The following is a 3,290-nucleotide window of genomic DNA, read 5'->3' as shown; positions in this document are numbered from 1 at the left end:
TGCTTTAGAATATGGAGTTTATCCTTTATTTCCTCTTTTTCACCACTATCTGCATTCTCTAACTCGGCTGAAACTGCTTTCAAACTTTTTATTGCAACATCTATCGGATCCTGTGTTTTTTTCTTTCTTATTTTATCAACAACAGCCTTTGTTTCTTCTGAACTTAAATTCTCTTTTTCTATTAAGTTTACGACTTCTCTTACTAAATTCTCGTCCTTTAATTTCACAATATTCTCTATGTGCTTTGCCGTAATTGGCGAATCTGGTGAGTCTATTTTTTGCTGTATATCCTCAGGCAAAGTTAGTAGCATTAGCCATCTCTCAAGAGTTTTCGCTGATTTGCCTATGACTTTAAGCACCTTTTCTATTACATTTTTTTCTTCTTCATTGCACTTATTAAATCTATAATTGCTAACTATCTTAAGAACCTCACTCTTATCAGCATGTAGCATCAAACTGAGATATTCTTGCAAGGCCTTAGAGCGTTCAATTGGAGATACATCTTCTCTTTGAAGATTCTCTATAATCTGTACTTCTCTTATTTCTTCTTCGCTTTTTACATCTTTTATTATGCACTTAATCTTATTTAACCCCGCAATTTTACATGCTCTCCATCTTCTTTCACCTGCAACGATAACGTACTTATCACCCGATTTCCTAACAATAATAGGCTGAAGGAGGCCTTTCTCCTTTATACTACTTGCCAATTCATTAAGACTTTCTTCCGAAAAATGCTTTCTAGGTTGATTTGGATCCGGTATAATATCATCAATATCTATTAGGCTAATATTCTCAACTGATAGATGCTTATAAAACACAGAATCAGCTTCCAATGGTACTCTCTTGCTCGATGGCATCTTCCACCTCCTTTGTTAAAATTAGATACTGCTTTGCAACCTCAGAATTTGGATCAAAGAGCACGACCGGTTTCTTTGCAGCATAGCTATCTTTTACCTTCGTTGTATACATAATATCAGTCTTAAAGATCCTTATTTGATCTCCAAATTCTTCCATAAGTACCTGCTTTGCTTCTTTAGCGTGCAGCGTTCTTCTATCAAACATGTTCACAACAATTCCTAGAATTTCAAGTTTAGGGTTAATGACATTTTTGACCTTGATAACATATTCGATAAGATTCTCCATTCCTCTTAAACTTAAAACATCAGGTGCAACAGGAATAAGAACGTAATCAGCCGCAACAAGTGCATTCATCGTTAGAACTGAAAGGCTCGGAGGACAGTCAATGATAATATAATCGTATTCGCTTTTGACAGGGTCGATTGCTCTTTTTAAAAAATACTCTCTCCCTATTTCTCCTATTAACCTTACTTCCCCCTCTGAAAGCTGAAGATTTGATGGTAGTAAATATACATTGTTTATATCCTCTCTGTGAAGAAGAACTGAGTCAATACTAGCAGAATCAAAAAAAACATTATAGATGGTCTTTTCTAGTTCATCTGGATTCCAACCAAAAGCGGTAGACAAAGCAGCTTGAGGGTCCATATCCACCAGAAGAATTTTTCTGTCCTCTTTCAAAGATAGTGAACAGGCCAGATTAGCACTAACTGTGGACTTCCCAACACCACCCTTTTGATCAATGACAGCGATGCTAATTCCCTTCTTCTTCATTTCTCCCTCCTTAATCATTTAGACTCCTCTTCATGTAATTTCTTCATCCTCTTCAACGCATAGTGCACAGTAGACTCGTGAATATGGAATATGCGGGCAATATCTACATGAGAAAATGATCCCATAGAATCAAGTTGGTATATAATTGCATCTCTAATGCTCTGTAATTCCTTTTTATTTTTCCCTTTTAATCTACCTTTTAGCATGGAAAATGTAATGTCATTTCCATATCGCGCTCTAATATATTTCATAACCTCCTCTTCCTCTAATGCCGGAATAGTAATATCGTTCTTTTCAAAAACCTTTTTAAGCGCTTCTAACCTAATTTCTTTACCTTCAACACTGCTAACGCTTCTTATAATATTTAGAATTTTCATTAATTCTCGGACATTTTTAACCTCTATACTCAATATAGCATTTTTGGTAGTTTCATCAATTAACAAATTCTCCTCTTCTATCAACACATTTAGTAATTTTTCTTTAAGTTCATAATCTGGTGGTTCCAAAAATGACGTTATACCATCTTGCATTCTAGACGAGACCTCCTCCATAAATGGAGGTGGCAATTTTTCCTGGGGAAACACCGAAGTAAAGACAAGAATTTTATGTGAGTTAAAATAATGGTCTATAAGAGATTTAAGTTCAAGCTGTACTCTTTCTCTTCCACTTAAAGAATGAACATCATCTATAAGAAGGGCATCTGCTTCTTGGATTTTTCGTATACGTGCTGTTCTATAATCCGGTTTTTTTGTAACTGCATCAACTATATACTCGGTAAAAGTATTGGCGTTAAAATAAGCGACATTCTTGCCTTGCGATAACAAACTCCAAGTTATTCCCTGTAATAAATGCGTCTTCCCTTGCCCATAACTTCCAAAAATATACAGTAGTTTATTTTTGTGCTGGAACTTTTCTTCGTTGTGACTTATTTCAACTGCTTTTCTAAAAGCATCTTCGTTGCATGAACTCACCTGAAATTTATCGAATATGTATTCCTTGTTTAAAGTGGCAGGAACAACTAAATGACCGCTTAGTACCTCTTCGTTTTCCTCAAGAATCTCGGTTATTGGTCCAACAGAAATCTCATATTTGCCAAGTCTTTCTTCTATTGCTTTAGTAATAATGTCCTTCATTCCACCAAAATTAACACTGAATTGATATGCAAGAGTTTGATTGCAGGAAATTAATACTTTTTTCTCTTCAGAATTTACAAAAAACTTTGCGTTCTTAAACAATTCAATAAGATGCCTTTCACTCTCCTCTTTTCCATCAAGTATTTCTGTTATTCTTTTTACAATCATACCTTATTATATACAAATTCAAGAATTTACAAAATAAAAAATCTTGAATTTCCACTACTTGAATTTTGATTATGTAACTTGTGGATAAAATACTTGAATTACCACTTGAATTATATCTTGAATTATCTCAATTTGGAATTCAATGTTGAATTCAAGATATATTCAAGTTACATTCAAGTTCAAATTCAAGTCTAAATAGTACTGATATTTACTAAATTTATTAACCATCGTCCACACTATCCACAAATATTATTGTGTATGAATTTATGTATTTTCAATATCTTTAAAAGAACAGTAAATATATTAATAAGATGTGTGGATAAGAAAAAAATTAAAATAAATGATATACTTTACTTTAAT

At 33.5% G+C, this 3,290-nt stretch carries 3 protein-coding genes; all 3 read right to left on the bottom strand.

Going from position 1 to position 3,290, the window contains the following annotated elements; translation table 11 throughout:
* The coding region (locus JHC30_04715; GenBank protein MCI4463456.1) for a ParB/RepB/Spo0J family partition protein at window positions 1–857 on the bottom strand (857 nt) is incomplete at its 3' end.
* Entirely contained in the window at window positions 823–1,629 is an 807-nt protein-coding gene (locus tag JHC30_04710) for a ParA family protein (protein MCI4463455.1), read from the bottom strand. The genes JHC30_04710 and JHC30_04715, both read right to left, overlap by 35 nt.
* 14 nt (window positions 1,630–1,643) lie before the next feature.
* On the bottom strand, window positions 1,644–2,930 hold the full coding sequence (locus tag JHC30_04705) for an ATP-binding protein (GenBank protein ID MCI4463454.1): 1,287 nt from the start codon (window positions 2,928–2,930) through the stop codon (window positions 1,644–1,646).
* Window positions 2,931–3,290 lie beyond the last annotated feature (360 nt).

The organism is Caldisericum sp., from assembly GCA_022759145.1.
Taxonomy (GTDB): Bacteria; Caldisericota; Caldisericia; order Caldisericales; family Caldisericaceae; genus Caldisericum.
The sequence above is the reverse complement of the archived record's forward strand: the minus strand, read 5'-3'. Positions and strand labels throughout refer to the sequence as shown.

Excerpts from the sequence above, each read along its gene's own strand:
- JHC30_04710 (MCI4463455.1), bottom strand. The coding sequence starts at position 1,629 with ATGAAGAAGAAGGGAATTAGCATCGCTGTCATTGATCAAAAGGGTGGT.
- JHC30_04705 (MCI4463454.1), bottom strand. The coding sequence starts at position 2,930 with ATGATTGTAAAAAGAATAACAGAAATACTTGATGGAAAAGAGGAGAGT.